The 26,659-nt window shown below is 73.7% G+C and carries 25 protein-coding genes and 1 tRNA gene; 10 read left to right on the plus strand and 16 right to left on the minus strand.

Annotated features, from left to right (window positions below):
- Positions 1–154: 154 nt before the first annotated feature.
- Positions 155–239 (plus strand) — tRNA-Leu (locus ACZ5GH_RS07710).
- 195 nt (positions 240–434) lie between these two features.
- Here the strand turns inward: ACZ5GH_RS07710 and ACZ5GH_RS07715 are convergent.
- On the minus strand, positions 435–704 hold the full coding sequence (locus ACZ5GH_RS07715; RefSeq protein WP_387759830.1) for a hypothetical protein: 270 nt from the start codon (positions 702–704) through the stop codon (positions 435–437).
- 540 nt (positions 705–1,244) lie between these two features.
- Here ACZ5GH_RS07715 and ACZ5GH_RS07720 point away from each other — a divergent pair.
- Positions 1,245–1,748, plus strand: a complete 504-nt coding sequence (locus ACZ5GH_RS07720) for a MarR family winged helix-turn-helix transcriptional regulator (protein WP_387759829.1) — start codon at positions 1,245–1,247, stop codon at positions 1,746–1,748.
- Here ACZ5GH_RS07720 and ACZ5GH_RS07725 read toward each other — a convergent pair.
- From ACZ5GH_RS07725 to ACZ5GH_RS07735, 3 genes are all read right to left on the minus strand, one after another.
- A complete protein-coding gene (locus tag ACZ5GH_RS07725) occupies positions 1,741–3,081 on the minus strand; it encodes a chloride channel protein (RefSeq protein ID WP_464333765.1) in 1,341 nt (446 codons plus the stop codon). The two genes, ACZ5GH_RS07720 and ACZ5GH_RS07725, sit on opposite strands and share 8 nt — an antisense overlap.
- Positions 3,082–3,226: 145 nt before the next feature.
- A complete protein-coding gene (locus tag ACZ5GH_RS07730; RefSeq protein ID WP_387759922.1) occupies positions 3,227–3,910 on the minus strand; it encodes a TetR family transcriptional regulator in 684 nt (227 codons plus the stop codon).
- Positions 3,911–4,055: 145 nt separating this feature from the next.
- Positions 4,056–5,207 (minus strand): acyl-CoA dehydrogenase family protein, encoded by a 1,152-nt coding sequence (locus ACZ5GH_RS07735; RefSeq protein WP_464333766.1) that lies wholly within the window; start codon positions 5,205–5,207, stop codon positions 4,056–4,058.
- Positions 5,208–5,390: 183 nt separating this feature from the next.
- Here ACZ5GH_RS07735 and ACZ5GH_RS07740 point away from each other — a divergent pair, with 183 nt between their 5' ends.
- Entirely contained in the window at positions 5,391–5,831 is a 441-nt protein-coding gene (locus ACZ5GH_RS07740; protein ID WP_387758318.1) for a PhlB family protein, read from the plus strand.
- Between the two features lie 108 nt (positions 5,832–5,939).
- Here ACZ5GH_RS07740 and ACZ5GH_RS07745 read toward each other — a convergent pair whose 3' ends face one another.
- Both ACZ5GH_RS07745 and ACZ5GH_RS07750 read right to left on the minus strand, forming a co-directional pair.
- Positions 5,940–6,902 (minus strand): electron transfer flavoprotein subunit alpha/FixB family protein, encoded by a 963-nt coding sequence (locus ACZ5GH_RS07745; protein WP_464333767.1) that lies wholly within the window; start codon positions 6,900–6,902, stop codon positions 5,940–5,942.
- 45 nt (positions 6,903–6,947) lie between these two features.
- Complete coding sequence (locus ACZ5GH_RS07750; protein WP_464333768.1) at positions 6,948–7,733, minus strand: electron transfer flavoprotein subunit beta/FixA family protein; 786 nt, start codon at positions 7,731–7,733, stop codon at positions 6,948–6,950.
- 372 nt (positions 7,734–8,105) lie between these two features.
- Between ACZ5GH_RS07750 and ACZ5GH_RS07755 the strand changes: the two genes are divergently transcribed.
- Positions 8,106–9,377, plus strand: coding sequence for a hypothetical protein (locus ACZ5GH_RS07755; protein ID WP_387758314.1), 1,272 nt, complete (start codon positions 8,106–8,108; stop codon positions 9,375–9,377).
- Complete coding sequence (locus ACZ5GH_RS07760) at positions 9,374–10,105, plus strand: hypothetical protein (RefSeq protein ID WP_464333769.1); 732 nt, start codon at positions 9,374–9,376, stop codon at positions 10,103–10,105. Before ACZ5GH_RS07755 ends, ACZ5GH_RS07760 begins: the two co-directional genes overlap by 4 nt.
- Here ACZ5GH_RS07760 and ACZ5GH_RS07765 read toward each other — a convergent pair.
- The 4 genes from ACZ5GH_RS07765 to ACZ5GH_RS07780 form a co-directional block, all read right to left on the minus strand.
- Positions 10,074–12,239, minus strand: coding sequence for an ATP-binding protein (locus ACZ5GH_RS07765; protein ID WP_387758311.1), 2,166 nt, complete (start codon positions 12,237–12,239; stop codon positions 10,074–10,076). The two genes, ACZ5GH_RS07760 and ACZ5GH_RS07765, sit on opposite strands and share 32 nt — an antisense overlap.
- Positions 12,240–12,438: 199 nt before the next feature.
- Entirely contained in the window at positions 12,439–13,236 is a 798-nt protein-coding gene (locus ACZ5GH_RS07770; protein WP_387758309.1) for a family 1 encapsulin nanocompartment shell protein, read from the minus strand.
- 26 nt (positions 13,237–13,262) lie between these two features.
- Positions 13,263–14,339: a Dyp-type peroxidase gene (locus tag ACZ5GH_RS07775; RefSeq protein ID WP_464333770.1), complete on the minus strand. Its 1,077-nt coding sequence runs from the start codon at positions 14,337–14,339 to the stop codon at positions 13,263–13,265.
- A 142-nt stretch (positions 14,340–14,481) separates the two neighbouring features.
- Positions 14,482–15,936 (minus strand): MFS transporter, encoded by a 1,455-nt coding sequence (locus ACZ5GH_RS07780; RefSeq protein WP_464333771.1) that lies wholly within the window; start codon positions 15,934–15,936, stop codon positions 14,482–14,484.
- A gap of 109 nt (positions 15,937–16,045) precedes the next feature.
- Here ACZ5GH_RS07780 and ACZ5GH_RS07785 point away from each other — a divergent pair, with 109 nt between their 5' ends.
- Positions 16,046–16,471: a winged helix-turn-helix transcriptional regulator gene (locus tag ACZ5GH_RS07785; protein WP_387758306.1), complete on the plus strand. Its 426-nt coding sequence runs from the start codon at positions 16,046–16,048 to the stop codon at positions 16,469–16,471.
- A 125-nt stretch (positions 16,472–16,596) separates the two neighbouring features.
- Here ACZ5GH_RS07785 and ACZ5GH_RS07790 read toward each other — a convergent pair whose 3' ends face one another.
- Positions 16,597–17,220 carry an FMN reductase gene (locus ACZ5GH_RS07790; protein ID WP_464333772.1) on the minus strand — a complete coding sequence of 208 codons (624 nt, stop codon included), beginning with the start codon at positions 17,218–17,220 and terminating at the stop codon, positions 16,597–16,599.
- Positions 17,217–18,323, minus strand: coding sequence for an LLM class flavin-dependent oxidoreductase (locus ACZ5GH_RS07795; RefSeq protein ID WP_387758303.1), 1,107 nt, complete (start codon positions 18,321–18,323; stop codon positions 17,217–17,219). Before ACZ5GH_RS07795 ends, ACZ5GH_RS07790 begins: the two co-directional genes overlap by 4 nt.
- 147 nt (positions 18,324–18,470) lie before the next feature.
- Here ACZ5GH_RS07795 and ACZ5GH_RS07800 point away from each other — a divergent pair, with 147 nt between their 5' ends.
- Entirely contained in the window at positions 18,471–19,232 is a 762-nt protein-coding gene (locus ACZ5GH_RS07800; RefSeq protein WP_464333773.1) for a PP2C family protein-serine/threonine phosphatase, read from the plus strand.
- A gap of 86 nt (positions 19,233–19,318) precedes the next feature.
- Here ACZ5GH_RS07800 and ACZ5GH_RS07805 read toward each other — a convergent pair whose 3' ends face one another.
- Both ACZ5GH_RS07805 and ACZ5GH_RS07810 read right to left on the minus strand, forming a co-directional pair.
- Positions 19,319–21,601 (minus strand): M9 family metallopeptidase, encoded by a 2,283-nt coding sequence (locus ACZ5GH_RS07805; RefSeq protein WP_464333774.1) that lies wholly within the window; start codon positions 21,599–21,601, stop codon positions 19,319–19,321.
- 431 nt (positions 21,602–22,032) lie between these two features.
- Entirely contained in the window at positions 22,033–22,602 is a 570-nt protein-coding gene (locus ACZ5GH_RS07810; RefSeq protein WP_464333775.1) for a DoxX family protein, read from the minus strand.
- 212 nt (positions 22,603–22,814) lie between these two features.
- Here ACZ5GH_RS07810 and ACZ5GH_RS07815 point away from each other — a divergent pair, with 212 nt between their 5' ends.
- Positions 22,815–23,411 carry a TIGR03086 family metal-binding protein gene (locus tag ACZ5GH_RS07815; RefSeq protein ID WP_464333776.1) on the plus strand — a complete coding sequence of 199 codons (597 nt, stop codon included), beginning with the start codon at positions 22,815–22,817 and terminating at the stop codon, positions 23,409–23,411.
- A 128-nt stretch (positions 23,412–23,539) separates the two neighbouring features.
- Positions 23,540–24,019, plus strand: coding sequence for a hemerythrin domain-containing protein (locus ACZ5GH_RS07820; protein WP_387758295.1), 480 nt, complete (start codon positions 23,540–23,542; stop codon positions 24,017–24,019).
- A 100-nt stretch (positions 24,020–24,119) separates the two neighbouring features.
- Here the strand turns inward: ACZ5GH_RS07820 and ACZ5GH_RS07825 are convergent, their stop codons facing one another.
- Both ACZ5GH_RS07825 and ACZ5GH_RS07830 read right to left on the minus strand, forming a co-directional pair.
- Positions 24,120–24,908, minus strand: coding sequence for a VOC family protein (locus tag ACZ5GH_RS07825; RefSeq protein ID WP_464333777.1), 789 nt, complete (start codon positions 24,906–24,908; stop codon positions 24,120–24,122).
- 121 nt (positions 24,909–25,029) lie between these two features.
- Positions 25,030–25,611 (minus strand): Uma2 family endonuclease, encoded by a 582-nt coding sequence (locus tag ACZ5GH_RS07830; protein WP_387758291.1) that lies wholly within the window; start codon positions 25,609–25,611, stop codon positions 25,030–25,032.
- Positions 25,612–25,828: 217 nt separating this feature from the next.
- On the opposite strand from ACZ5GH_RS07830, the gene ACZ5GH_RS07835 reads away from it, so the two are divergent.
- Positions 25,829–26,503: a TetR/AcrR family transcriptional regulator gene (locus ACZ5GH_RS07835; RefSeq protein WP_464333778.1), complete on the plus strand. Its 675-nt coding sequence runs from the start codon at positions 25,829–25,831 to the stop codon at positions 26,501–26,503.
- The last annotated feature ends 156 nt before the right edge of the window (positions 26,504–26,659 follow it).

Consider the following 26,659-nt stretch of genomic DNA (forward strand, 5'->3'; position numbering starts at 1 on the left):
CCTGGTCACGCTCCCGCCACAGACTGCCCCTCGCCGCCGCCACCGGCCCCGCTCCCCCGCCGGGAACCGTTTTGGGAGCCCAAGCCGATCTTTGCTACAGTTACATCTGTCAGCGCGACGGACGAGAGATCGGAAGCCGCGAGGACGACACCCGGTCCGGGTGGCGGAATGGCAGACGCGCTAGCTTGAGGTGCTAGTGCCCTTTATCGGGCGTGGGGGTTCAAGTCCCCCCTCGGACACCGACGGAAGGCCCCAGTTGATCTGGGGCCTTCCTGCTTTTCGGCTTCTTCCGGCACGGCTTTCCGCCGGGGCCTCCCCCACCGCTCTCCACTGGGTCCGACCGGCCGGATGCCCGGCCGGTGGGTACCGGCCGGGCATCCGGGGTGGGTCTGATCCGACGGGACGGTGCCCGGGTCAGGCCCGAGCGGGTCGGGTCAGCTCTCGACGAAGGTGGCGCCCGAACCCGTGAAGGAGCCGGAGACGCCGTTGTCGTCGGCCCAGATCCAGAAGTCGGCGTGCGAGACGCCGTCCGGGCCGACGTGGGATTCGACGGCCGCGAGACCGGCACCGTTCTCGTTCGCGGTGAAGTAGCCCTTGCCGTAGTTCGCGTCGATGCCTTCGGCGGCCGACGCCAGGCCGGCGCAGCCGAGGACGAGCGGGACGGTGAGAGCGCCGACAGCCACGACTCGCTTGAGAGCACGCATGAAGATCTCCTCCACGGAGTTTTCCGGATCTGGTGGCGGCGCCGGTCGGCCCCGCCGCGATTCAGACAGCCACGGCCCGCATCCCGTCGCAACCGGCGCCGCACCCCGTCCGGCCTCGCGTCCCGTCGGAATCGCCGCTCTCACCAGCAGAAATACAGTTCGTATGCCCATCTCACAGGATCATTCGGCCGGAGCACACCCGCGTCACTCTCCGTGCCGACCACGGCCGCGACGCCGGCCCGCGGTCGCGCCGCCCCGATCCCCGGCGGCATCATTCGAACGGCCCGATACGCGGCTCGGACGTACGGGAACAGTTGGCTAGCACCTCGGGACCGACGGGTCCCCGCAGGGGCTCACCTCCGATCCCCGCCGAAGTCTCCGCCATGGCCGACGAGTCGGCGGGCCACCCCTTGACAGGCGTTCCGAGCAGTGCAGAATGACTTCATTATGAAGCAGGTAAATAACTCAGGGGAAGCGGCGACCGGCCCGTTGGGGCGGGATGACGAGGGCCGGCTGTACGACAGCAGGGTGCGGACGGCCATGGGCATGTTCACCAAGGGCGGGGACACCCTGGCGCTGGAGGCGGCGGCCGCCGCGCGGTCGGCGTTCCACGCGGTGGAGAGGCTTCGGGCGCACGGATCACGGGGACGGGGGCTGAGCGCGGGGGCGCTGGACGTGCTGGTACGGCTCGGTGCGGCGGGTGGGGCCGGGGAACCGGGGCTGACGGTGGGCGAGTTGGCCCGGGCCGGCGGGGTGACCCCGCGCAACGCGACCGGGCTGGTGGACACCCTGGAGCGGGAGGGGCTGGCCCGCCGCTCCCCCGACCCGAAGGACCGGCGGGCGGTGCTGGTCACCGCGACGGCCGAGGGGCTGGCCTGGCTGGAGGAGTTCCGGGTGCCCACCGAGCGCGCGATGGCCGCCGTCTTCCGCGGCTTCAGCCCCGAGGAGCTGGCCCAACTGCGGCACCTGTGCCTGCGGTTGGTGGAGAACCAGCAGCAGATCGAGCAGTACCTCGGCGCGGGCCCGGAGGCCGATGTCAGCTGACGGCCGGGGTGGCGTCCCGCTTCGGCCGGCCGCGCAGCGACTGCGCGGTGACGAAGGCCGCCACCGTGGACACGATCAGCAGCGGCATCGAGTTCGCCGCCTCGCCGCCGAGCAGCATGGCGGCCAGGACGGTGCTGGTGACCGGCAGTCCGGTGACGGCGGCGCTGGAGGCCGCGAGGCCGACGGCCAGGGCGGGCGCGGCGCCGAGGCCGGGCAGCGGCGCACAGGCCGTGCCGAGGGCCGCACCGAGCAGGATCGCCGGGAAGATCGGGCCGCCGCGCAGACTGCCGAGGGCGATCGACCAGGCCAGCCCCTTGCAGAGCACCAGGGCGAGCAGCGCCCCGACCGGCCAGGCGGCCGGGTCGGCGGCGAGCGCGCCCAGGGTGGCCTGCCCGGAGAGCGCGGCCTCCTCCGGGGAGCGGCCGGTGAGCAGCGCGTAGGCTGCGAGGCAGCCGCCGACGGCGACCGCGCCCAGCACCGTGCGCAGGGCGGTCTGCCGTGCTGTGCCGGTCGCGGTGAGGGCCTTCACCCGGCGGCCGACGCCCTGCCCGGCCACGCAGACCACGGCGATCGCGACCGCCAGCGGGACGCCCCAGAGGAAGTCCCCCGGGTCGGGCACCCCGCTCTTCGGCAGGCGCGGCAGCGAGAGCGCGCCGATCGCCAGGCCGGTCCAGTGGCCGAAGCCGGTGAAGACCAGCGCCCCGAGCCCGCCGGCCAGCAGGCTGGGCAGGATCATCGCGATCAGCTGCGGGCCGCCCAGCCCGGCCGCCTCGATCAGCATCACGGCGGCCACCAGCGGGCTGCCGAAGATGGTGGAGATCGCCGCCGCCGCACCCGCCGTGCCCAACACCGCCACCAGCCGCGGATCTTCGGCCCTCCTGGCGGAGCGGACGGCGAGCAGGGCGAGGCCGCCGCCGAGCCCCATCAGCGGCGCCTCCGGGCCGAGCACCACGCCGAGCGGCAGACCGGCGAGCGCGGCCAGCACCACGCCGGGGACGGCGGCCGGCGGTGTGGGCGGGCCGCCCAGCCCGTCCACCGGGACGTGGCCGCCGCGCCCGGGCAACCGGGTCACGACCGGGGCGAGCAGCAGGCCGGCCAGCAGCAGCGCCGGCAGCGGCCACCACCAGGGCGCCCGGCGGTAGCCGGCCGCGGTCGGCAGGCTCTCCCAGACCCAGTGCTGGAGTTGGTGTTCCAGGCCGACGAAGCCGAAGGCCGCCAGCGAGACCGGGATGCCGACCAGGGCCGAGATCAGCAGCAGCCGGAGGTAGCCGCTGTGCGGCAGCGGCTCGCGCAGGGGCGGGCCGCCGCCCGGCTGCCGGGACGTCGTCGGCATCGCCGCTCCCTCGCGCTCCCGGGCCGCCCGCCGCCCGGGAGGCCCCGTCCTGCGGCCGAGTCTCGCCCCGGGCCGGAAGCCCCGCACGGCGCGGGGGCCGTCGCCCGGGGCCACGGCGGCCCCGGCTGCGCCGTACGGGTGATGGTCAGACCTGGCGGGCGTCGGTGCCCAGCGCGCTCTCGATGCCCTGGACCATCCGCCACAGCGGCGCCCGGCGGCTGGCGACCAGCACCACGACGTCGTCGGAGTCGCCCTCGGCGGCGGCCTCGGCCGGGCGGTCGCTCCAGGTGCCGGTGACGAAGGCCATCGCCGCGTCCACCTCGGCCACCCAGTCGCTCTCCCCACCCGAGCGCAGCCAGGTGCGCAGGGCGTGGTTGTGCGCGGCGACCACGGCCGCGGCGGTCACGTCCGCGCGCAGCGGGCCGTCCGGGCGGTCGGCGTAGCGGCCGCGCAGGTAGGCGGCGAGGGTGTGCTCGTAGCGCCAGACCACGGACAGCTCGTACGCCCGCAGGCCGGGCACCTTGCGGGTCAGGCGGTAGCGCTGGACGGAGAAGGACGGCTGCTCGGCGTACATCCGCAGGACCAGGCGGGCGGCGTCGCAGGCGTGCTTGACCGGGTCCTCCTCTCCGGTGCCGGAGTCCAGGAACTCCGTCATCTCGGCGAGGCTGCGCTCGTGGTCGGGGAAGACCACGTCCTCCTTGGCCGGGAAGTAGCGGAAGAAGGAGCGCCGGCCGACACCGGCCAGCGCGACGATGTCGTCGACGGTGGTCTGTTCGAAGCCGCGCTCCAGGAAGAGCTCGAAGGCCGCGGCCACCAGCGCCTCGCGCATCGCCGGCTTCGAGGGCCCGTCAGTCATGGGCTGGTCCTGCTCTTCCTTCTCGCTCATCCACCGGAACCTAACATCCGCGCCCAGGGGGCGGCGCCGACGGCCGGGCCTCTCGCGGGCCCGGCCGTCGGTGCACGTCCCGAGCGGGTTACGGGAGGTTGCGGGCCATCACGATCCGCTGGACCTGGTTGGTGCCCTCGTAGATCTGCGTGATCTTCGCGTCCCGCATCATCCGCTCCACCGGGTAGTCCCGGGTGTACCCGTACCCGCCCAGCAACTGCACCGCGTCCGTCGTGATCTCCATCGCCGCGTCCGACGCGTAGCACTTCGCCGCCGCACCGAAGAACGTCAGGTCCGCGTCCCCGCGCTGCGACTTCGCCGCCGCGACGTACGTCATCTGCCGCGCCGCCTCCAGCTTCATCGCCATGTCCGCCAGCATGAACTGCACACCCTGGAACTCCGCGATCGCCTTCCCGAACTGCCTGCGCTCCTTCACGTACCCCTTGGCGTAGTCCAGCGCCCCCTGCGCGATCCCCACCGCCTGCGCCGCGATCGTCACCCGCGTGTGGTCCAGCGTCCGCATCGCCGTCGCGAAACCCGTACCCTCCGCACCGATCATCCGGTCCGCCGGAATCCGCACGTTGTCGAAGTACACCTCACGCGTCGGCGACCCCTTGATCCCCAGCTTCTTCTCCGGCGCACCGAACGACACCCCCTCGTCGCCCTTCTCCACCACGAACGCCGAGATGCCCTTCGACCGCTTCTCCGGGTCCGTCACCGCCATCACCGTGTAGAACTCCGACACCCCCGCGTTGGTGATCCACCGCTTCACACCGTTCAGCACCCAGAAGTCACCGTCCCGCACGGCCCGGGTCCGCATCCCCGCCGCGTCCGAACCCGCCTCCGGCTCCGACAGGCAGTACGAGAACATCCCCTCCCCACGGGCCAGCGCCCCCAGGTACCTCGCCTTCAACTCCTCCGAACCCGACAGCTGCACCGGCAGCGAACCGAGCTTGTTCACCGCCGGGATCAACGACGACGACGCGCACACCCGCGCGACCTCCTCGATCACGATCACCGTCGCCAGCGCGTCCGCCCCCGCACCGCCGTACTCCTCCGGCACGTGCACCGCGTGCAGATCAGCACCCTGCAGCGCGTCCAGCGCCTCCTGCGGGAACCGCCCCAGCTCGTCCACCTCCGCCGCGAACGGAGCGATCTTCGCCTCGGCCAGCGAACGCACCGCCTCACGGAGCATCCCGTGCTCCTCGGAGATACGGAAGAGATCGAAGTCCTGGCTCATGATCGCCACTCCTGTTTCACGACGGTACTCAGTACCCTTCATTATGCATGCGCGAGGCAAAAAGGGAACTCAGTGCCTTCCCTTCGCGGCACTGAGTTCCCTATCCTTTTCGTGCCGAACTTCTGGCGTACTTCCGCCGTACTTCTGCCGAACGAGCCGGCCCGAGCGCAGGGAGATGACAGCGTGGTCCACTCAGCCATCGCCGAAGCCGACACCCGGAGCACGACGCTGTACTTCCAGCGCTGCGCGTGGTGCAACAACCCGACCTTCCAGCGGCTGCTCTGCCCCACCTGCGGATCCACCGACCTCCGACTGGAGCCCAGCGAGGGCACCGGCGTGGTGCGGCGCTGCGCGGTCGAGCAGGCCCGGACGCCGCTGGTCCGTCAGAAGTCCCTGATCCGGATGGCGGAGGGCTTCGACGTCTGGTGCATCGTGGACGGGATGCGCAGCACCGTCCCGGTCGGCACCCGGGTGCGGCTGCTCTCCTCCCCCGACTCCGACCAGCCGGAGCTGCGGCTGCTGCCGGTGGAGGAGCCGCCGGTGCCCCAGGACCCCGAGCCTCGCCCGCTGCCGCCCGCCCAGGGCGGCTTCACCCAGCACCTCGCGGCCTTCGTCACGGAGTGAGCCGTACGGCGACCGGGACGGGCGGCGCGCCGGGGCGCCGCCGGGAGACGACGGAGGGCGTGGCACCGAGTACCCCTCGGTGCCACGCCCTCCTCGGTCGTCCGGGGATCAGGCCTTGCGGGCCTTCACCTCGGCGGTGAGCTGCGGCAGCACCTCGAAGAGGTCGCCCACCACGCCGTAGTCGGCGAGCTCGAAGATCGGGGCCTCGGGGTCCTTGTTGACGGCCACGATGGTCTTCGAGGTCTGCATGCCAGCCCGGTGCTGGATGGCGCCCGAGATGCCGTTGGCCACGTACAGCTGCGGGGAGACCTGCTTGCCGGTCTGGCCGACCTGGCTGCTGTGCGGGTACCAGCCGGCGTCCACGGCGGCGCGCGAGGCACCGACGGCCGCGCCCAGCACGTCGGCGAGCTCCTCGACCACGCCGAAGCCCTCGGCGGCACCGACGCCGCGGCCGCCGGAGACCACGATGGCGGCCTCGGTCAGCTCGGGGCGGCCGGAGGACACCCGCGGGGTGCGCTCGACGACCTTGGCGGCGTTGCCGGTGAACTCGACGGCGACGTTCTCCACCGCGCCGGCGGCCGGGGCGGCCTCCGGGGCGACGGCGTTCGGCTTGACGGTGATGACCGGCACGCCGTTGCTCACCCGGGAGTCGACGGTGTACGAGGCGGCGAACACCGACTGGGTGGCGACCGGGCCCTGGTCGCCGGCGCGCAGGTCGACGGCGTCGGTGATGATGCCGGAGCCGAGGCGCAGCGCGACGCGGGCGGCGACCTCCTTGCCCTCGCCGGAGGACGTCACCAGCACGGCGGCGACGTCGTTGGCCTTGGCGATCTGGGCCAGGGCGTCCACCTTCGGGACGACCAGCTGGTCGGTGAACTCGGCGCCGTCGGCGACGTACACCTTCGCCGCGCCGAACTCGCCGGCCTTGGCGGCGATGTCGGCCGCGGCCGCACCGGCGCCCAGGACGACGGCGGACGGCTCGCCGATGCGGCGGGCCAGGGTCAGCAGCTCCAGGGCCGGCTTGCGGACCGCACCGTCGGCGTGGTCCACCAGGACGAGAATCTCAGCCATTGCTCAATGTCTCCGTGTTTCGCTGGGTCGGGGGGTGGGGGCGGCTCAGATGAACTTCTGGTCGGCGAGGAAGGCCGCGAGCGACTTGCCGCCCTCGCCCTCGTCCTTGACGACCGTGCCCGCGGTCCGCGCCGGACGCGCCGCCACCGACTCGACCGCCGTCCACGAACCCGCCAGGCCGACCTCGTCCGCCTCGATGCCCAGGTCGTCCAGGTCCAGCGACTGCACCGGCTTCTTCTTCGCCGCCATGATCCCCTTGAACGACGGGTAGCGGGCCTCGCCCGACTGGTCCGTCACCGAGATCACGGCCGGCAGCGGAGCCTCCACCAGCTCGGTCGCCGCGTCACCGTCACGACGGCCCTTCACCACGCCGCCCTCGACCGACACCTCCGACAGCAGCGTCACCTGCGGCACGCCCAGACGCTCCGCCAGCAGCGCCGGCAGCACGCCCATCGTGCCGTCCGTCGACGCCATGCCGCCGATCACCAGGTCGAACCCGACCTGCTCCAGCGCCTTCGCCAGGACCGCCGACGTCCCGATCACGTCGCTGCCGTGGATGTCGTCGTCGTTCACGTGCACGGCCTTGTCCGCGCCCATCGACAGCGCCTTGCGCAGCGCGTCCTTGGCGTCGTCCGGCCCGACCGTCAGCACGGTGACCTCGGCGCCCTCGTTCGCCTCCGCGATCCGCAGCGCCTGCTCCACGCCGTACTCGTCGAGCTCCGACAGGAGGCCGTCCACACCCTCCCGGTCGGTGGTGTGGTCGTCCGCGAAACGACGGTCCCCCGTCGCGTCCGGGACGTGCTTCACACAGACGACGATCCTCAAGCTCATGAGCGGTTCTCCTGTCACGGGTGCACGGATGCACTGGATCCATGGCCTCAGGCATGCCGAGGGTACTGAGTGCCAAGTCCGGCCCCGGCGCGACCCGCGCACCGCAAGCGCCACCTGGACCGGCATACCGTGTCGGCTCTCTTCGACTGGCGTCAGAGGCTCCACGGAGAGAATACGGCACTCAGTACCCCTCGTAAAGGAACTCAGTACCCTTGCGGCCCCCGCGCCCGGACGGGCGGGCCCCGGAAAGCGGACACAAGGTTTCCGCAAGGGCCGACCAGGTCGCGTCATGGAATCCGCCAGACGGCCCGGGGAGCATCGACCCCGGGGCCGGCCGACGGCTCCGGCCTGGGATCAAGGAGGGGGAGAACGATGACCTTGGTGCACGGGGAACAGGACGTCACGACGACGGACGGCGGGCGCGGGACGACGGCGGCCCGGAGCAACAACGGGCCGTGGGAGACCCTGCGGGACCGCAAGGAGGTGCTCGTCGTCGCGCAGACGATGGTGTACGCGAAGCGCCTGCACGACTTCTACTCGCTGCTCGCCGCCGACCTGCGGGTCCACGTGCAGTTCACGGTGGCGCCGCACGTGTTCAACGGGGGTGCGGCGGAGATCCTCCGGGCGCTGGGCGGCACCGTGCTGCCGTGGGAGCAGGCGGTCCGACGCGAGTTCGACCTGGTCCTGGCCGCCGGCTCCCAGGGGATGGAGCAGTTGCACGGCCCGGTCGTCCGGCTGCCGCACGGGGCCGGCAACATCAAGCTCTCGCGGCGCGGCGCCCCGGGCGGCGAGCGGACGGCCATCGGGCTCGGTCCGGACTACCTCTACTGGGAGGGGCGGCTCGTCCCCGCCTCGTTCGCGCTGGCCCACGAGGAGGAACTGGTCGAACTCGGGCGCGGCTGCCCGGAGGCCCTGCCGATCGCCGAGGTGGTCGGCGACCCGTGCTACGACCGCATCGCCGCCGCACTGCCGCACCGGGAGCGCCACCGGGCCGCGCTGGGGCTGCGGCCGGAGGAGAAGCTGGTCGTGGTCTGCTCCACCTGGGGCGACGGCTCGCTCTTCACCCGGCTCGACGCCGTGCTGCCGAGACTGACCTCGGAACTGCCCCGGCACGGCTACCGGGCGGTCCTGCTGACCCACCCCAACATCGCGGCCCAGCACTCGGCCTACGCGGTGCGCTCCTGGGCGACGGCCACCGCCCGGGGGGCCGTCACGGTGGTCCCGCCCGAGACGGACTGGCGGCCGCTGCTGGTCGCCGCCGACTTCGTCATCGGGGACCACGGCTCGGTCACCCTGTACGGCGCGATGACCGGCGCCCCCGTCCTGCTCGCCGAGTACCCGCACCGGCACGTCAACCCGCGCTCGCCGGCCGCGCAGCTCGCCCGCACCGCGCCCGCGCTCGCGCCCGGGCACCCGCTCACCGGCCAACTCGCGTACGCCGCCGAGCAGTACCGGCCGGAGGACTACGCGGCGATCGCCGCCCGGATCAGCTCCGAGCCGGGCCGCTTCGACCGGAACGCCAGGCGGCTGCTGTACCGCGTCCTCGGGCTGGGCGAGCCGGCGCACACCCCGGATCCGGAGCCGCTCCCGCTGCCCGAGCCGCTGGACGCGATCGCGGCGGCCGGGGAACGGCGGGCCGGATGACGGCCGCGCTGCACACGGTGCGGCTGGTGCCGGTCGGCGGTTCGGCGGGCCCCGGCTCCCCGGGCCGCGACGGTTCCTCGGCCTGCGGCGGTTCCTCGCACCGCGGCGGCTCGGTGGCCTGCGGCGGCTCGGCGGCCGCGCTGTTCGAGGCGCGGGTGATGTCCACGACCGGGATCCATCGCGGGCTGCTGGCCGCGGACCCGGCGTGGCCCACGTCCTCGGCGTCCCCGGCGTCCCCGGTTCCGGGCGGACGGTCGGGGCCCGGGTTCGTGGACGAGCACCTGGTGCTCGACCTCACCGGGCCCGGGGGCCTGCGCTGGCGCCGGCACGCCGACGTGCTGCACCTCGGGCCGATCCCGGCGGCGGGCGCCCACGTGCGGCTCGCGGACCTGCTGTCCGCCCACCCCGGGTGCGCGGTGGCCACGGCGGAGCACCGTCCGGGGGCGCTGCTGGTGCTCGCCCGGACCGGGGCACGGCTCGTCCTACGGGCCCGGGGCCCGGCCGGTGGGCCGCTCCCGCCGTCGGCCCTCGGCTCGCTGGCGCACGCCTGGCTGGCGGCCGGGCGGGCGCTGGGCGAACTCGACCGGATCAGCGCCGCCAGGTGGTACGGCCCGGGCGCCGGGTGGCACGCCCAGAGGTCCGGGTGGCGCGCCCCGGGCTGCGGGAAGCACGCCCCGGGCTCCGGGTGGCGCCGGCTCACGCCTCCGGATCGTCCGGACGCGGGGTGACGGCGGAGTCCGCTCCGTACGCGGCGAGGCGGTCGGCCAGTCTGGCCGCCTCGGCCGCGGCACCCACCTCCCGGTACCGGGCCATGGACTGCTCGAACCGGGCGCGGGCCGCGTCCGGACGGCCGCGCAGCTCCTCGACCTGGCCGGCGAACTCCAGCGTCCGCGCCTCCCAGTGGGCGGACAGCCGGGCCCGGAAGCCCGCGAGGGCGTCCTCGATGCGGGCCTCGGCCGGCTCGAACGCGCCCAGCCGGCCGTGCGCCAGACCCAGGAAGGCCATCGCGCGGGCCGCCTCGTAGTCGTCCTCGATCGAGGCCAGCTCGCGGCCCGCCCGCTCGATCGGCTCCACCGCCTCGGCCGCCCGGCCGGCCAGCAGCAGCACCTCGCCGTACGCCAGCCGGGCCAGCGCCGAACCGCGCAGGTAGCCCTCGGCCTCGCGGAGCCGGACCACCTCGTCCAGGCACTCGGCGGCCGCGTCCAGCCGACCGGCCATCCGGTGGGTCTGGCTGAGCCCGTACAGCGCGTCCGCCTGGGCCGGCGGACGGTCGGCCTCCCGGGCGAGGGCGAGGGCGGCGGTGAACCAGTCCGCCGCCTCCACCGCCTCGCCCGCGTTCCGCAGGCCGTTCCCGCCGCTGGTGAGCATCCGCAGCTCGCCGCTGCGGGAGCCGTCCGCGCGGGCGGCCCGCAGGCCGATCCGGTGGGCCTCGACCCACAGCCGGCCCGGGCGCAGCCGGAGGAACAACGGCCACATGGCGTCGGCGAGTTGCCAGGCCGCGGCGGGGCGGCCCAGCTCCTCGCACCAGCGCAGGACGTCGGCGAGCCGGTCGCGTTCCGCGTCGAGCCACTCCACGGCCGGCACGTCGCCCGTGAACTCCCGGGCCGGATGGGCGGCGCGGGTGCGGTAGTCGCGGGCGAGGGTGCGGTGGCTCGGCGAGACGACCGCCTCGGCCGCCGTGGCCGAGGCCAGGTACCAGTCGACGACCCGGTCGAGCGCGGCCGCCGCGGGCGGGGTGCCGCGGACCAGCTCCCCCCGCGCCCGGGCGTGCAGCCGCACCAGGTCGTGGAAGCGGAACCGCTGCGGGCCGGTCTCCTCCAGCAGGTGCACGTCGATCAGGCCGTCCAGCAGCCGATCCGCCCCGGCCGGGTCCAGGTCCGCCAGCACCGCGGCGTTCTCCAGGGTGAACTCGGCGAAGGGCAGCAGGCCGAGCAGCCCGTAGAGCCGGGCGGCGTCCGGCTCCAGCACGCCGTAGGAGGCGTCCAGCAGGTCCCGCACCGTCTCCCCCTCCACGTCCAGCGCCGCCAGCCGGTCGGTGCCGCGCCCGAGCATCTCGGCGGTCGCCGCGAGCGACTGGGCCGGGCGCGCCGCGATGCGGGCCGCCGCCAGGCAGATCGCCAGCGGCAGCCCGGCGCAGGCGTCCACCACCTCGGCCGCGGCGTCGCGTTCGTCGACCACCCGGCTCCTGCCGACCCGCGCGGCGAGGATCTCGGTTGAGGCCTCCGGGGCGAGCGGGGCCAGCGGCCGGAACACCGCGCCGTCGATGCCCAGCCCGGTGAGCCGGCGCCGGCTGGTCACCACGACCACGGTGTGGTCCGAGCCTGGCAGCAGCGGCCGCACCTGGGCGGCCGTCGAGGCGTTGTCCAGCAGCACGGAGATCCGCCGCTCCGCCGCCAGCGAGCGCCAGAGCGCGGCGCCCTCCGCCAGGCTGCCGGGCACCGGGGAGATCCCGAAGGCCCGCAGGAAGCCGCCGAGGGCCTCGGCCGGGTCGGCGGGGCCGTCGGGCGCGTAGCCGCGCAGGTCAGCGTACAGCTGGCCGTCCGGGAAGCGGTCGGACTGCCCGCGCAGCCACTGCGCGGCCAGGGCCGTCTTGCCGACCCCGGCGGGGCCGGTCACCACGACCGTGACGTCCGCCGCCCCGGCATCCGGGTCCAACGAGGAGTCAAGCGAGGCCAGTTCGGCCTCCCGACCGATCAACCGCCGCGGGCAGGGCGGGAGTTGCCTGGGTGTCGGCAACGCGGACGGCCCGTGCAGGTGCAGTCCGCCGTGGATCGCGCCAGCCTGCACCACCGGGCCGGAGACCGTCGTGGCGCCGGCCAGCGAGTTCCGCACCGCTCCGTGCGGCAGCTTGGCGTCGTTCACCGGCACCCGCCGGCCACGGTCGATCCTGTCACTGGCTCCCCCGGCCTCGGACGAATGATCGCTGTGCCGCTAGCATATGACGCATCGCCATGTCGAGATTATGGCCAAAGGGGCGGCCGCGGAACCCCTGCGGCGGTATGGGCGAATGCCGGGCGCCTGCCGTGCTCACCCGGATCCTCACGTCGGTCCCGCTGCGGTGCTAACCCCGTAGGACGACGGCCGCCTCGCCCGTGTACACCCGGAACGTGAGCGTCTCCTGCAGGTACAGGCGAATCGTTTCGGCGTCGTGGGAGAGGTAGCCCACCGAGGCGTCCTGGCCGAGGAACAGTTCGAAGTCCCCGCCGCGGGCGGACAGCAGGTAGGCGCCCTCGATGGCCGGGGCCCAGATGATGTCGCCGTCGAGGAGCCGGGCGATGTGGTTGTGGACGGGGTAGCCGTGGTCGCTGGTCTCGTTGACGGCGGTGAAGGCGGCCGCGCCGAGCAGGAGCGAGTAGGGGCCGCCGACGCCGGCGAGGCGCAGGGCGGTCAGGGCCCGGCTGACCGCCTCCGGGTACTCCCGGACGTCGTCGGGGAGCTGGACCGGGGGGTTGGTGGAGGCGGCCCGGATGCCGTCGATCGCGGCGGCGCGGTAGCCCTCGAACACGGCGCGGTCCTCGGCCAGGGCGAGGGTGCGGGCCGCGTCCTTGACGGGCTGCCAGTCGCTGTCCTTGGAGCCGCGTTCGACGTCGTCCACGGCGTCCCGGCGGACGGTGAAGGGGACGCGCAGCTCGACCACCGGCTGGGCGGCCCGGGCGCGGGCCTGGACGCCGTCCGCCGGGGGGTCGACGGCGGTCAGGTGGCCGGTGCCGACGGCCGCGAGGGTGGCGCCCTCGGGGCCGGTGAGGTCGACCACCCGGCGGCCGGCGATGTGCAGCTTGAAGGTCTGGCGGGCCTCCTCCTCGATCTCCTCCCACGCGGCGGCGGAGATCGGGGCGAGGTCCCGGTGGAGGTTGTTCATGTGCGCGGTCCTGTTCGACGGGGCGGTCAGGGGCTCTGCTTGAGGCTGCCGATGCCGAGCGAGCCGTCCCCGGCGGCGGACTCCGGGGCGGCGGCGGGCACGACGGGCGCGGAGGCGGCGCCGGGCACAGCGGGGGCGGGGGCGACGGAGGGCGCCGGCGGCGGGGAGTCGAGGAAGTCGGCGGTGGGGACGAAGAACAGCCCGCCGGTCACGGCGGTGGAGAAGTCGAGCAGCCGGTCGGTGGTGCCCGGCGGGTCGCCGACGAACATGTTGCGCAGCATCTCCTCGGTCACCCCGGGGTCGGCCGCGTAGCCGATGAAGTAGGTGCCGGCCTCGCCGCCGCTCCCGGCGGAGCCGAACGTGCCGTACGGCATGTTGAAGCGGACGATCTTCCGCTCCTCGCCGTCCGGTCCGGTGATCACGGTGAGCGCCACGTGCGAGTCGGCGGGCTTGACGTCGTCGTCCAGTTCGATGTCGGTGAGCTTGGTGCGGCCGACCGCGCCCTCCTGCTGCTCGACGCTCAGCGCGTTCCACCCGTCCATGTCGTGCACGTACCGCTGCACGACGACGTAGCTGCCGCCGGCGAACGCCGGGTCCTCGGCGCCGACCAGGGCGGCCCGCTCGGCGGCCCGGCCCTCCGGGTTCTCGGTGCCGTCGACGAAGCCGAGCAGGTCCCGGTCCTCGAAGTACTTGAAGCCCTGGACGGAGTCGACGACGGTGGCCGCCCCGGCCAGCCGCTCGGTGAGCTGCGCGGCCAGCTCGAAGCAGAGGTCCATCCGCTCCGCCCGCAGGTGCAGGAGCAGGTCCCCGGGGGTGGCGGGGGCCCGGTGGCGGGGTCCGACCACCTCCTGGAGGGGGTGCAGGGAGGCGGGCCGGGGGCCGTCGAAGAGGCGGTCCCAGAGTTCGGAGCCGATGCCGGTGACGCAGGTGAGGGCGCCGTCGGGGGCCCGGAAGCCGACCGCGCGGCGCAGCCCCGCGAGTTCGGGCAGCAGGTCGCGGACGACCGCCTCCCGGCCGGGTTCGACGGTGAGGACCAGGAAGACGGCCGCGCTGGTCAGCGGAGAGAGTACGGCTTGCGGTTCGGCCCGCACGGTCGTGATCATGCGAACGATTACACCGCAGAACGGACGATCCGGCGCGGCCGGCGCACAGCCGAACGGCCCCACCGGGCAGGCCGGACGGCCCCGCCGGAGTGCGTTCCGACGGGGCCGTCCGGCTGACGCGACCGGCCCTTCCGAGTGAACGTCAGGCGCGTCGCCGCCCGGCGCCGGTGGCGGCCACCACGGCCCCCAGCACCGCGGAGACGACCGGCACCACCAGGGCGGCCCGGAAGCCCTCCAGCGCGGTGGCCCCCGACCCCAGCGCGGCCAGGTCCACCGTGGTCACCACCGAGAGGCCGAGCGCCGCCCCGAACTGGAACGAGGTGTTGAGCAGCCCGCCGGCCAGCCCCTGCTCCTCCTCCGCGATCCCCTCGGTGGCCGCGATGGTCAGCGGCCCGTACGCGAGGGCGAAGGCCAGCCCGGTCAGCAGCATGGTCGGGAACATCATCGGGTACGTCCAGTCGACGCCCACCGGCAGGAACAGCCCGTACGAGAGCGCGGCCAGCAGGAAGCCGCCGAGGATCACCCGGGCGTTGCCGAAGCGCTCCACCAGCTTCGGGGTGAGGGTCGGCGCCAGCACCGAGTCCACGCCGACGGCGAGCAGCGCCAGGCCGGTCTGGAGCGGGGACCAGCCGCGCAGGTCCTGGAGGTAGAGGGTGGCGGTGAACTGGAAGCCGAAGAACGAGCCGGCGAACAGCACCGCGCCGAGGTTGGCCCGCAGCAGCGGCCCGGAGCGCAGCACGCCCAGCCGCACCAGCGGCGCGGGCGAGCGCCGCTCGACCACCGTGAACACCGCCAGCAGGGCGAGCCCGCCGGCCAGCACCGCGGCGGTGGTGCCGGCCCGCGCGCCCGGCTCGCCGATCCGGACCACGCCGTACACCAGCAGCAGCATCGCCCCCGTCGCGGCCGCCGCTCCGGCCAGGTCGAAGCGCCCGCCGGCCCGCCGCGGCGCGGCCTCGCGCGGGATCAGCGGGACGGCGGCCGCCAGCAGCGCCCCGGCCAGCAGCACCGGGGCGAAGAACACCCAGCGCCAGCTGACCGCCGTCAGCAGGCCGCCGACCACCAGGCCGAGCGAGAAGCCCGCCGCGGCCGTCCCCGCGTACACCAGCAGCGCCCGGTTGCGCCGCGGGCCCTCGGGGAAGGCGGTGGTGATGATCGACAGCCCGGCCGGGGTCATGAAGGCCGCCGACAGACCGGTGACGAAGCGGGCCAGGATCAGCACCCAGCCCTCGGTGGCCAGCCCGCCGAGGCCGGAGAAGAGCACGAAGACGGTCAGCCAGCACAGGAACATCCGACGCCGGCCCAGCAGGTCGGCCGTCCGGCCGCCGAGCAGCATGAAGCCGCCGTAGCCCAGCACGTACGCGCTCAGCACCCAGGACAGCGCGCCGGTGGACATCCCCAGGTCGGCGCGGATCGAGGGCAGCGCCACGTTCAGCATGGCGACGTCGATGCCCTCCAGGAAGATCGCGCCGCAGAGCACGGCCAGCACGGCGGCGGAGCGGCCGCCGAGCCGGGCCGGGGGCTCCGGCGGCGCCGGGCGATCCCCGGGTCCGGGAACGGCCTCCCGGCTGTTTTCGGGCAGGGCTGATGACACGGACACCTGGGGCTCCTCGGGGAGAACGGGGGTGGCGAGGGCCCCGGACGGTTCTTCCCCGTCCGGTCGGTTCCCTCTTGTAACCACTCGTCATCCTCGGGCAGCATCGGGAGGCATGGAAGAAGGCACTTCGAAGGAACCGACGCACTGCGCGGGTACCGAGGACGGCTACGACGTCCTCCAGTGGGACGTCCGGGAGGACTGCGAGGTGCGGCAGATCCTGGACCGGATCGCCGACAAGTGGTCGCTGCTGGTGATCTCCCTGCTGGACCGGCGGTCGCTGCGCTTCACCGAGCTGCGCCGGGCGATCGACGGGGTCAGCCAGCGGATGCTCACCGTCACGCTGCGCCAGCTGGAGCGGGACGGCCTGGTCGAGCGGACGGTGCACCCGGTGGTGCCGCCCCGGGTCGACTACGCGCTGACCCCGCTCGGGCGGACGCTGCACGCCACCATCCAGTCGCTGGTCACCTGGACCGAGGCGCACCAGCGCGAGATCGCGGCGGCGCGGGCCGCGTACGACTCCCGGGAGAACGCGTCCTGAGGCGCGGACGTGCGACGTGTCCTGGGACGCGACGCGGGGCGGGCGCGCCTCGTCGCGCACCCGCCCCGCGTCCGCCCCACGTCCGCCTGCCGCCCGCAGGCCGCCCCTCGCGGCCTCGGCCCGGCTCAGACCCGCAGCGCCGCCAGCTGCTCGGCGAACGGCACCACCTGCTCGGGCCGCGCCGGCGCCGCCGGGCCGCGCCCGGCCAGCAGGGCCGCCAGCTCGCCGGCCGCCCGGTCGATCCGGCGCGGCAGGCCGTCGGTGAGCCCGTCCCCCGCCGCGCCCCAGTCGTCGGTGGCCGCGTAGACGGCGGTCGGCAGCACCACCGCGCGCAGGTAGCTGAACAGCGGACGGACGGCGTGTTCCAGGGCGAGCGAGTGCCGGGGCGTGCCGCCGGTGGCAGCGATCAGCACCGGCTTGCCGGTGAGCGCGTCGTTGTCGACCACGTCGAAGAAGGACTTGAACAGACCGCTGTACGAGGCCGTGAAGATCGGCGTCACCGCGATCAGGGCGTCCGCCTCCGTCACCGCCTCGATCGCCGCGCGCAGCCCGGCGCCGGGGAAGCCGGTGACGAAGTTGTTGGCGATCTCCACCGCCAGGTCCCGCAGTTCGACCACGGTGACGTCCACCTCCCGCCCCTCCTGGGCGAGTCGGCGCACGGTCGAGTCGGTGAGCCGGTCCGCCAGCAGCCGCGTCGAGGACGGCTTGCTCAGCCCGGCACTCACCACCACCAGCTTGAACGCGGTCACTTGGCCACCTCCGTCGTCTCGTTCTCGCGCGCGTCGCGGGCCGCGACCAGCGCGGTGTGGGTCGGTCCGTCCGGCACCTCGGCCGGGCGGCCCTTGGCGAACTCCTCGCGCAGCACCGGCACGACCTCCTCGCCGAGCAGGTCCAGCTGCTCCAGCACCGTCTTGAGCGGCAGGCCGGCGTGGTCCATCAGGAACAGCTGGCGCTGGTAGTCGCCGAAGGTCTCGCGGAACGTCAGGGTCTTCTCGATGACCTCCTGCGGGCTGCCCACGGTCAGCGGGGTCTGCTCGGTGAACTCCTCCAGCGAGGGCCCGTGGCCGTACACCGGCGCGTTGTCGAAGTACGGGCGGAACTCGCGCACCGCGTCCTGGGAGTTCTTCCGCATGAACACCTGCCCGCCGAGGCCGACGACGGCCTGCTCGGGCGTGCCGTGGCCGTAGTGGGCGTAGCGCTCGCGGTAGAGGTCGATCAGCTTCTGGAAGTGCTCCTTGGGCCAGAAGATGTTGTTCGCGAAGAAGCCGTCGCCGTAGTAGGCGGCCTGCTCGGCGATCTCGGGGCTGCGGATCGAGCCGTGCCAGACGAACGGCGGGACGTCGTCCAGCGGGCGCGGGGTGGAGGTGAAGCCCTGGAGCGGGGTGCGGAAGCGGCCCTGCCAGTCCACGACCTCCTCGCGCCACAGCTGGTGCAGCAGCGCGTAGTTCTCGATCGCGAGCGGGATGCCCTGGCGGATGTCCTGGCCGAACCACGGGTAGACCGGGCCGGTGTTGCCGCGGCCCATCATGACGTCCACCCGGCCCTCGGCCAGGTGCTGGAGCATCGCGAAGTCCTCGGCGATCTTCACCGGGTCGTTGGTGGTGATCAGCGTGGTCGAGGTGGAGAGGATGATGCGGTCGGTCTGCGCGGCTATGTAGCCGAGCATGGTCGTCGGCGAGGACGGGACGAACGGCGGGTTGTGGTGCTCGCCGGTCGCGAAGACGTCCAGGCCGACCTCCTCGGCCTTGCGGGCGATCGCCACCATCGCCTTGATCCGCTCGTGCTCGCTCGGGGTGCGGCCGGTGGTGGGGTCGGTCGTCACGTCGCCGACGGAGAAGATTCCGAACTGCATGCTGATCACCACGTCCCAGGTAGTCCAACTTTCAACCACCCTAGCATCCGGCCGCCGCCCGGTATTCCCTCCGGGCGCTCGCCGTGCGGTGCGACGACAATGGAAGGCGCGGAGAGGCAAGGGAAGGCTCCGGAAGGGCGGCGGACGATGGGTCCGTACATCGCGGTGAGCGCGCTGAGCCACGAGGGCCTGGTGCGCGGGCACAACGAGGACAGCCTGACGGTCGGGCCGTGGACGCTCTGCGCCACCGTGACCACCAACCCGCAGACCCTGCTCTTCCCGCTCGGCCCGCCCTGCGTGGTCGCGGTCGCCGACGGCCTGGGCGGCCACCCCGGCGGCGAGGTGGCCAGCGCCCTGGTCGCCCGCCGGCTCGCCGCCGACGGGGGCGCGCTGGACGACGAGGACTCCGTCCGCGAGGAGCTCCAGGGCTGCAACCGGGCCGTCTACGCGGCCGCCGCCGAGGAGCCCGAGCTCGCCGCGATGGGCACCACCGTCGCCGGGCTGGTGCTGCTGCCCGAACGGGCCCTGGTCTTCAACGTCGGCGACAGCCGGGTCTACCGGATCACCGGGGACGGGCTGCGCCGGGTGAGCGTGGACGACAGCCCGCCGCTGCCGCCCGGGCAGCGCACCACCTCGGTGGTCACCCAGACCCTGGGCGGCTCGCTCGGGCTCACCTTCGTCGAACCGCACGTCCGGGCGGCGCCGCTGGCCGCCGGGGACCGCTACCTGGTGTGCAGCGACGGGCTCACCGACCCGGTGCCCGAGGAGGAGCTGGCCGGGCTGCTGGAGCGGTCGTCGGAGGGGGCGGACCGTTCGGACGGCAGGGCGGCGTTCGAGCTGTGGAAGGCGGCGATCGAGGCCGGCGGGCCGGACAACATCACCCTGGCGCTGGTGCGGGTCGGCGCGTAGGGCTCCCCGACGGCGCGGACCTGCCCCGGGCGGGGCGCCGTAGCGCTCCGCCCGGGGCGGTCACCTGTCCGTTCGCCGTACTCGGCTCAGATCTCGCTCGTGACGCTCACCCCGCTGAAGCCCTGCTGGGCGTGGAGGCTGAAGTAGACGTAGCCCGCCGGCGGGTTCGTGACGGTCAGCGTCTCGGAGTTGTCCGGGTTGGTCGACCGCGCGGTGTTGGCGTTCGTGTAGGCCCAGCCCGCCGCGTTGTAGTAGAGGTCGCCGTTGCCGGTGCCGCCGCTGGTGGTGATCTTCACCTGCTTGGTGCCGGCCGGCACCAGCAGGTAGAAGTGCGCGTAGTTGCCGGTGCTCGCCGCGACGTTGCTGCGGGCGCAGTTGGCGTCCAGCTGCCGGGTGTCGGCGGCGCTGCACTCGGGCACCTGCGGGATGGTCGGGGTGGTGCCGCAGGCGCCGCTCGCGCACTTGGTCAGCCAGCTGTCGAAGTCGGCGTCGTAGCGGGTGCCGATGGTGGTCTTCAGAATGGCGCGGGCGCCGTCCCAGTCACCGGCGCGGTACTTGGCGAGGACCGCGTCCACGTCGGAGCGGTGCTGCTCCATCATGTAGCGGACGGCCAGGTAGCCCCAGCGGTAGACCCGGTCCTGGTCGCCGTAGCCGGTGTCGAAGAGGTCGCTCAGCCGGTAGGTGTGACGGCCGGCCGCCGCGACGGCGGCGTCGTTGGCCACCTTGCGGTACGAGTAGGACACGTACTCGGCGAAGCCCTCGACCCACCAGATGGTCGGCGTCTTCATGCCGGCGTTGAAGTCGCCGTACATGTCGAACCGGCCGTCGAGGTAGTGGGTGTACTCGTGGTTGAGGTTCCAGATCTCGAAGGACGGACGGGCCCACTCGGCCTCGTAGCAGAGGAAGCGCGGCTGGTTGCCGGCCTTGGCCGGGTCGCCCTCCAGGTACATGCCGCCGTTGTTGGTGTCGATGCCGTAGATCGCGGCGGCCAGCACCTGGTAGTCGAGCGAGGAGTGGAAGACCACGACCTCGATCGTGGTGTTCCGGTCGTCCTTGACCGCGCCGTTGTCCTTGGCGACCGAGTGGAAGTACGCGTCCTGGCCGTTCAGGCTGGTGCAGGCGGTGCCCAGCTGGGTGCTGTCCAGCGCCTGGGCGAGCAGGGTGATGCTCGGGCTGCAGGTGTGCTTGACGGTCAGCACGCCGGCCTTGAGCTGGTCGGACTTGTTGCAGGTGCCGTAGTACGAGCAGTTGCCGACGTCGTAGTAGTCGACCGCCTCGGCGACGGCGGCCCACTGGTAGACGGTGCGGCCCTTCGGCTCCGACTTCTGGACCAGCGCCTTGGCCAGCGGACGGACCTTGGCCTGGAGCGCCGTGTCCTTCAGGAAGCGGCTCAGTTCCTTGGTGGCGTTGTAGACCAGCACGCCGTAGGTGTCGCCGAGCAGGGCGTTGTTGCGGGTCGCGAAGTCGGACAGCGCGTCCAGCACGCTCGGGTCGGCCTCGACGGCCGCGTCGAAGCCGGGCACCTGGTGGCCGCGGAACAGCACGGTGAACACCGGGTTGACCGCCCACGCCATGCCGGCCGGGTTCCAGGTGTCGGCCTTGTAGTCGCCCAGCAGCCGCTTGACCACCGGCAGGTAGCGGACGTTCTCCTGCGCGCTGTCGATCAGGGTGACGGCCTCGCCCAGGATGGGCGCGTTGCCCGCCGCGACGTCGCGCGAGTGCGCGCTGTTGAAGAAGGCGTCCAGGCCGGACCGGATCGCGGTCTTCAGGCCGGCGCCGTACTCGCCGACGTCCTCCTTGTGGTACCACTGCACGAAGTAGCCGGCGCGCAGGAAGAGCACCAGCTGCTCCACGGAGGTGGAGTTGTCACCGGGGTAGCCGGCCGCCGCGTCGCGCAGCGCGTAGGCCACCGTGCTCATCTGCTCCTCGCGGAACGCGCCCCGCGCGTCGCCGCCGGTGAGCTTGAACAGCGAGTTGACGCACTGGAGGTCGGCGTCCTTGATGTGCTGGACCAGGTCGCCGCCGGTCCGGCCGGTGAAGTCGCCGGTGTTGCAGGGCTTTTCGGCCGCCGCGCCGAGGCCGAAGGCCTTGGCGGTCGAGCGGACCTCGGCCGGCCGGGTGTCGACCGGGAGCGGGGCGCGCTCGTCGACCGAGGCCAACTGCTGCCCGCTGTCGGCTCGTTCGGGCGCGTCGATGCCCGGCTGCGGGGCCGGTCCGGCGGGGGGCGGGGCAGGCGCGCCACCGGCGGCGGGGCCGGCGGGGGCGGCCTGGGACTGGGGGGCGAACAGGCCGACCGCCAGGAACAGGGACAGGACGAGCGTCAGCAATCGTGCCAGCTGCGGGAGTCGCAGCAGACGTGAAGGACTCACGTGGGGGCCTCCGGGCCGTCGTCGGCCGCGACTTGGGGGCGCGGCCGGTGGGGGTGGCGAGGACCGTTGGTGACGGCGCCGCGTGGGGGCGGTTCCGTCGGGCACGGCGGGGGGTGTGACATGTACCATGGCACACATCACATGCCTCTGGGAACCCGCCGCGTTGTGTACGGTTCGCGGGGAACGGAGGCGGGATCCGTGATGACGGGTCGTCAGGCCACCGGCTCGGGGCGGGGCGCTCCGCCCCGCCCGGGGGCCGCCCGTCCCGCAACGACGGGAAGGGCATGGCGACGAGTCGTCACCATGCCCTTCCCGTCCGCGGAACAGCTGCTTGCGGAGCGGTTGCCGGCGGCTGCCGGGGTTGCCTGCGATTGCTCGCGGTTGCCTGCGGTTGCTCGCGGCCGTTTGCGGTGCGGCCGCACCGCGGCGGACTACTTGCGGAGCAGCAGGATCACGCCCGCCGTCGCCAGGCCGACCACGACGGCGGCCGCGCCGTACGCCAGGCGGTGTGCCCGCAGCACCGGCAGGAAGCGGTCCACGGCGTAGCGGCCGGGGCCGGTCAGGGCGAGCGCGGCGGCACCGGCGGTCAGCAGCAGCTCGTACTCGCTGCCCTTCGGGGCGAAGAAGCCGCCGCCCCAGGTGACGGCGATCGCGTTGACCATCGTGCCGACGATCGCGGCGCCCGCCAGCGGGGTCAGCAGGCCGACGGCGAGGGCGAGTCCGCCCAGCGTCTCGGTGAGGCCGGCCACCACGGCCATGGCGTCGCCGGCCGGGTAGCCGCTCATGGTGAAGAACTGACCGGTGCCGTCGATCCCGCCGCCGCCGAACCAGCCGAACAGCTTCTGGCTGCCGTGCGCGGCCATGGTCAGGCCGAGGACGAGGCGCAGGAGCAGGAGTCCGACGTCGTAGGCGTGCGGGGAGGTCGTCGCGGGCCCGGCGGCGTCCCGGGCCGGGCTGACGGTGGTGGTGGCGGCGGTCGTGCTCGGGCTGCTGCTCGGCATGCGCGTCTCCATCGATCGGGGTTCGGTCGTCGTCCGGCGCGGCCGGACGTGGTCACAGGTCGTGGTGTGCGGCGGGCGGGCGGGGGTCGCCCCCGCGCCATTGTTCAAATTTGAACGGCCGCTCTTCCGACCGTACCGCGAAGTTCGAATTTGAACAACTGACGGGGCGTCGACAACTCGCGGGCCCCCGCCGGGCCGGGGAGGGTGGAGGCATGGCTCAACACAGGCAGCACCGACGGGAGGCACGGACGGGCACCCCGTACGCCGAGGCGCTGGACGCCTTCGGCGAGCGCGTCCGACTGATCGGCCCCGGCCAGTGGGACTCGCCCACCCCGTGCAGCGACTGGTCCGTCCGCGACCTGGTCAACCACCTCACCGCCGAGCAGCTCTGGGTGCCCGAACTGCTGATGGGCGCCACCATCGGCGAGGTCGGCGGGCGCTTCGACGGCGACGTGCTCGGTGACGACCCGGTCACCGCCTGGACCGAGGCCGCCGAAGCCGCCCGGGAGGCCTGGGCCGTCCCCGGCGCCACCGAGCTGACCGTCCACCTCTCCTACGGGGACGTCTCCGGCCAGTACTACCTGGACCAGCTCACCACCGACCTGGTGATCCACACCTGGGACCTCGCCGAGGGCATCGGCCGGCGCACCCGGCTCCCCGCCGGGCTCGTCGAGTTCGCGCTCGACGAGTTCGGCGGGTACGGGGACCTCTCCGGCAGCGGGCTCTTCGACCCGCCGGTGCCGGTGCCCGAGGACGCCGCCCCGCAGACCCGGCTGCTCGCCCTCACCGGGCGGCGGGACGGCGGGTGAGCGGGGGCGACCTCGGGTGAAGGGCAGCGGGACGGAGGGTGAGCCCGGGCACGACTCCGGGTGAGCGGCCCGGCGCCGGATACTGGAAGGCGGCGGGGGAAGTCTTCCGTGCGAGAGGCGGGCGGGCCATGAGCCGCAGGCCTGACATCCTCGGCGAGTTCACCGCCGACCACCGGGCGGCCACCGAGCTGCTCGACCGGATCGAGGCCGCGCCGGCCGACGACCCCGGGCGCGGCGAGCTGGTCGCCCGGCTGACCGACCTGCTCTTCGCCCACTGCGCCGCCGAGGAGGAGCACCTCTTCCCGGTGGTGCAGCACGACGTGCCCGACGGCGGGGCCCTGGTGTTCCGCAGCATCCACGACCACCTGGCGATCGGGCAGTACCTCGCCGACCTCCAGGGGCTCGAACCGGCCGACCCGGTCTTCGGCACCCTGCTGCGCGGCCTCGCCGAAACCCTCCGGCGGCACCTGCGCGGCGAGGAGGAGCAGCTCTTCCCGGCCGCGCGCAAGGCGCTGCCCGCGGCCGCCCGCACCGCGCTGGGCGACCGGCTGCGGGCGGAACGGGCGGAGCTGGAGGCGCCCGAGGGGCCGGCCGGGCCTTCCGGCTGATCGATTCTTCCTGCCGATCGATCCTTTTCGGTCGATCCCCGTCGGTCGATCGATCCCTTCCGGCTGATCAGTGGCCGATCAGCGGTTGGTCGGCCACTGATCAGCCCTTCGGCCCGATCACCGCGAACCGGGCGCCGTCGCGGTCCCGCAGCCGGGCCACCCGGCCGTACGGGGAGTCGAAGGCCGGGCCGACGGACGCGCCGCCCAGCTCCACGGTCCGGGCCAGCGCCCGGTCGGTGTCCGGAACGGCGAAGGACACCTCCCAGTGCGGCGGCGTCCCGGCCGGTCCGCCCGCCTGCTCCTTGGCCAGCGCGGCCACGCTGTGCCCCTCGGCCCGCAGCACCACCCGGTCGTGCTCCCAGCGGACGTCGAAGCGCTCCGGGTCACGGCCGTCCCAGCGGAACACCTCGCCGTAGAACAGCGCCGCCGCGAACGGGTCCGGGGTGCGCAGCTCGATCCAGACCGGCGCCCCGGGCAGGTCCAGCCGCCGGGCCCAGCCCAGCGGGCCCTCCCAGATGCCGAACGCCGCGCCCGCAGGGTCCGCCGCGAAGGCCACCCGCCCGGCGTCGAAGGCCAGCGGCCCGACCGCCAGGGTCGCGCCGCGCTCGCGCACCGCGTCCGCGGCGGCGTCGGCACTCTCCGTCCCGAAGTAGCTGGTCCACGCGCGCGGGATCGCCCCGCCGCCGGCGACGCCCAGCCCGGCCACCGCCTCCCCGCCGGTCACCGCGTGCACGTACGGACCGAAGCGGTCCGCCACGGGCTCGAACTCCCAGCCGAGCAGCGGACCGTAGAACTCCTCGGCGTCCTCCAGGTCCCGGGCCATCAGGCTCACCCAGCACGGTACGGCCGCCACACAGCGCACCCTCGCGGCCGTCTCACCGCTGCCCATCGCGAACCTCCTCGCCCACCCGGCCGCCGGGCCCCTCCCGACTCCCACGGCCCACCGGCCGCCCGGGACACCCACACCCTAGGCCGCCACCCGCACCGCCCCGGGGAAGCCATGCCCGGGATCAGCGCACCCAGTTCTTGAGGGGCTCGGTGTCCAGGGAGATCCCCACCGGGTCGGGCAGGTGGACGGTCCTGCCGAACGGAACGGTCCGGACGGTCTCGTAGCGGACGCCGTCGGGCTGGCTGTGGACGACGACCTCCGCGGAGTCCCGGTCGATCAGGAGGTAGACCGGGATGCCGGCCTCGGCGTAGGCACGGGGCTTCTCGACGCGATCACGACGGTCGGTGTCGGAGTCGTAGGAGGTGACCTCCGCAACCATCAGGGCCCCGCCGGTCGGCGCCCAGTCGCCGCACCCGACGAAGGCGTCCGCATCCGCGAGCGTGCCGTCCGGGCGGGCGCGCCCGTCCCGGTAGCCCTCGAGCCTCAGGCCTTGATCATGCAGGTAGAGCTCCGGCCGGGCCTGGATGCAGATCCGCAGGAGCCACTGGACGATGCGGCCGTGGTCGCCGTCCGGCACGGGCTTGATCCCCAACTTCCCGTTGATGAACTCCAGCCGGATGCCTTCGACGGTTCGACCCAGGTGACGGGCGAACTCCTCGAACTGCTCGGGCAGCATCTGCGGGCGCTCGGAGATCACAGTCACGGGCCTTCCTCCTTCGCCTGGACACCCTCCGGGTGAACGAGTTCACCGGCGGGGCGGTTACGGCCGTCCGCTTCCGACCATAGCCGAGCCGATCGACCCGGTCATCGATGTGGCACAGGACACATCACCGGCGGAAATTCCGGGGACGGATTCCCCGTTTTCGAGTACGTTGGCAGAAGCGGGGAGAATTTCCCCGGTATCCTGAGGAGCAGTCGTCGTGACCACCACCGCCGAGTCGGGCCGTCCCGCCGGGAGCGCGCGTACGCCGAAGTTGCGTGCGGACGCGAGCCGGAACCGGGAGCGGATCGTGCTGGCGGCCCGGGACGCGTTCGTCGAGTACGGTGCGGACGCGCCGCTGGACGAGATCGCGAAGCGGGCGGGGGTCGGCAACGCCACGCTGTACCGGAACTTCCCGGACCGGATGGCGCTGATCCACGAGGTGGCGTTGCTCGTCAAGAACCGCATCCTGGCCCTCGCCGAGGCGGCGACGGCGGAGGCGGACGCTCCTGACGGCAGCGGCCCGTTCGACGCCCTCCAGCGGTTCGTGCACGCGTCCGTCGGGGAGAAGATCGGCGGGCTCTGCACCCTGTTCAGCACCCATGTCGACCCGTTCGGCCCGGAGTTGACCGAGATCCGGGAGCGTCTGCAGGCCGCCGTGGGCGGGCTGATGGAGCGCGCCCGGGCCACGGGCGAGCTGCGGGCCGACGTCGAGCACGGCGACCTGTTCATCGCGATGAGCCAGCTGACCCGGCCGCTGCCGAACACCTCCTGCCGGCTCGACGACTTCGTCCACCGGCACCTGCAGATCTTCCTGGACGGCCTGCGCGCACCGGCGCCTTCGGCCCTGCCCGGCCGGTCCGCGACCTTCGAGGACTTCCAGCCCCAGAACTGACCGACCACCAGCACCGACCGCCCGTGCCGAACACCGGCACCCAGCACCAGCACCGACCACCAGTACCGGCCGTTCCGGCGGCGCCCTGCCGCGCCCCGGCGCGCCCTGACACCGCACCTTCCCGTACGGCGACCAGCCGTGTCCCCGTACGGCGCT

Source organism: Kitasatospora sp. Xyl93 (genome assembly GCF_055383135.1).

What these genes read in the sequence shown, in the direction of transcription:
- ACZ5GH_RS07715 (WP_387759830.1), bottom strand. Translation starts at nt 704, where the DNA reads ATGCGTGCTCTCAAGCGAGTCGTGGCTGTCGGCGCTCTCACCGTCCCG.
- ACZ5GH_RS07720 (WP_387759829.1), top strand. Translation starts at nt 1,245, where the DNA reads ATGGGCATGTTCACCAAGGGCGGGGACACCCTGGCGCTGGAGGCGGCG.
- ACZ5GH_RS07725 (WP_464333765.1), bottom strand. Translation starts at nt 3,081, where the DNA reads ATGCCGACGACGTCCCGGCAGCCGGGCGGCGGCCCGCCCCTGCGCGAG.
- ACZ5GH_RS07730 (WP_387759922.1), bottom strand. Translation starts at nt 3,910, where the DNA reads ATGCGCGAGGCGCTGGTGGCCGCGGCCTTCGAGCTCTTCCTGGAGCGC.
- ACZ5GH_RS07735 (WP_464333766.1), bottom strand. Translation starts at nt 5,207, where the DNA reads ATGAGCCAGGACTTCGATCTCTTCCGTATCTCCGAGGAGCACGGGATG.
- ACZ5GH_RS07745 (WP_464333767.1), bottom strand. Translation starts at nt 6,902, where the DNA reads ATGGCTGAGATTCTCGTCCTGGTGGACCACGCCGACGGTGCGGTCCGC.
- ACZ5GH_RS07750 (WP_464333768.1), bottom strand. Translation starts at nt 7,733, where the DNA reads ATGAGCTTGAGGATCGTCGTCTGTGTGAAGCACGTCCCGGACGCGACG.
- ACZ5GH_RS07755 (WP_387758314.1), top strand. Translation starts at nt 8,106, where the DNA reads ATGACCTTGGTGCACGGGGAACAGGACGTCACGACGACGGACGGCGGG.
- ACZ5GH_RS07760 (WP_464333769.1), top strand. Translation starts at nt 9,374, where the DNA reads ATGACGGCCGCGCTGCACACGGTGCGGCTGGTGCCGGTCGGCGGTTCG.
- ACZ5GH_RS07770 (WP_387758309.1), bottom strand. Translation starts at nt 13,236, where the DNA reads ATGAACAACCTCCACCGGGACCTCGCCCCGATCTCCGCCGCCGCGTGG.
- ACZ5GH_RS07775 (WP_464333770.1), bottom strand. Translation starts at nt 14,339, where the DNA reads ATGATCACGACCGTGCGGGCCGAACCGCAAGCCGTACTCTCTCCGCTG.
- ACZ5GH_RS07785 (WP_387758306.1), top strand. Translation starts at nt 16,046, where the DNA reads ATGGAAGAAGGCACTTCGAAGGAACCGACGCACTGCGCGGGTACCGAG.
- ACZ5GH_RS07795 (WP_387758303.1), bottom strand. Translation starts at nt 18,323, where the DNA reads ATGCAGTTCGGAATCTTCTCCGTCGGCGACGTGACGACCGACCCCACC.
- ACZ5GH_RS07800 (WP_464333773.1), top strand. Translation starts at nt 18,471, where the DNA reads ATGGGTCCGTACATCGCGGTGAGCGCGCTGAGCCACGAGGGCCTGGTG.
- ACZ5GH_RS07810 (WP_464333775.1), bottom strand. Translation starts at nt 22,602, where the DNA reads ATGCCGAGCAGCAGCCCGAGCACGACCGCCGCCACCACCACCGTCAGC.
- ACZ5GH_RS07815 (WP_464333776.1), top strand. Translation starts at nt 22,815, where the DNA reads ATGGCTCAACACAGGCAGCACCGACGGGAGGCACGGACGGGCACCCCG.
- ACZ5GH_RS07820 (WP_387758295.1), top strand. Translation starts at nt 23,540, where the DNA reads ATGAGCCGCAGGCCTGACATCCTCGGCGAGTTCACCGCCGACCACCGG.
- ACZ5GH_RS07825 (WP_464333777.1), bottom strand. Translation starts at nt 24,908, where the DNA reads ATGGGCAGCGGTGAGACGGCCGCGAGGGTGCGCTGTGTGGCGGCCGTA.